This window comes from Blautia sp. HCP3S3_G3 (genome assembly GCF_052063365.1).
Taxonomy (GTDB): domain Bacteria; phylum Bacillota; class Clostridia; order Lachnospirales; family Lachnospiraceae; genus Blautia_A.
Window position 1 is genome coordinate 1 of record NZ_JBQHXR010000058.1, and the last position, 1,491, is coordinate 1,491.

1 rRNA gene is annotated in these 1,491 nt (G+C 54.1%); it reads left to right on the plus strand.

What is annotated here, in order from left to right:
- Positions 1–1,491: ribosomal RNA gene (locus tag ACTNEW_RS16205) — 23S ribosomal RNA — on the plus strand; the annotation flags it as partial.

Below are 1,491 nucleotides of genomic sequence, written 5' to 3' on the forward strand. Positions count from 1 at the left end.
GGGAACCCGGGGAACTGAAACATCTAAGTACCCGGAGGAAAAGAAAGAAAACTCGATTCCCAAAGTAGCGGCGAGCGAAATGGGAAGAGCCTAAACCGGGATGCGTGCATCCCGGGGTTACGGACCGCATTTAAGATCCAGAAAGGTTAACAGAACGGTTTTGGGAAAGCCGGCCGGAGAGGGTGAAAGCCCCGTACGTGAAAACCAAACTGGCTGAGCGGGATCCAGAGTACCACGAGACACGTGGAACCTTGTGGGAAATCAGGGGGACCACCCCCTAAGGCTAAATACTACTTAGTGACCGATAGCGCATAGTACTGTGAAGGAAAGGTGAAAAGGACCCCGGGAGGGGAGTGAAAGAGAACCTGAAACCCTGTGTCTACAAGCTGTGGGAGCACCATATGAGTGCGACCGCGTACTTTTTGTAGAACGGTCCGGCGAGTTACGCTTACTGGCAAGGTTAAGCACTTCAGGTGTGGAGCCGTAGGGAAACCAAGTCTTAAGAGGGCCAGAGTCAGTAGGAGTATACCCGAAACCGGGTGATCTATCCATGTCCAGGTTGAAGCTGCCGTAAGAGGCAGTGGAGGACCGAACCCACATCCGTTGAAAAGGGTGGGGATGAGGTGTGGATAGGGGAGAAATTCCAATCGAACCCGGAGATAGCTGGTTCTCCTCGAAATAGCTTTAGGGCTAGCCTCGGTGCAGATTTGCGGAGGTAGAGCACTGAATTTCCTAGGGGGCGTCAAAGCCTACCGAAGAATATCAAACTCCGAATGCCGCGTAATCGATCACCGGGAGTCAGACCGCACGAGATAAGTTGGGCGGTCAAAAGGGAAAGAGCCCAGACCTCCAGCTAAGGTCCCCAAGTGCGCGTTAAGTGGAAAAGGATGTGGGATCTCCAAGACAACCAGGATGTTGGCTCAGAAGCAGCCATCCATTCAAAGAGTGCGTAATAGCTCACTGGTCGAGAGGTCCTGCGCCGAAAATGTCCGGGGCTGAAACGCGCCACCGAAGCTGAGGAACCGAGAGGTTGGTAGAGGAGCATTGCATACGGAACGAAGCTGTACCGAAAGGAGCAGTGGACTGTATGGAAGAGAGAATGCCGGAATGAGTAGCGAGATAGAGGTGGGAATCCTCTAGGCCGAATATCCAAGGTTTCCAGGGTAAAGCTGATCTGCCCTGGGTAAGTCGGGGCCTAAGGCGAGGACGAGAGTCGTAGCCGATGGACAACAGGTGGAGATTCCTGTACTGCGGTATGACAGAACTGTGGGGACACGTGTGGAGAGCGGGAGCCCGGAATGGAAGCCGGGTGCAAGCAGGGTACCAGGCACACAGGCAAATCCGTGTGCTGATGGGAATCTGTGAAGCGGAGCGAAATACAGTAGTGAAGCCCGTGAGCCATGCGTCAAGAAAAGCCGCTATCGTTCATACCGTACCCGTACCGTAAACCGACACAGGTGGATGAGGAGAGAATCCTAAGGCCGGCGGAAG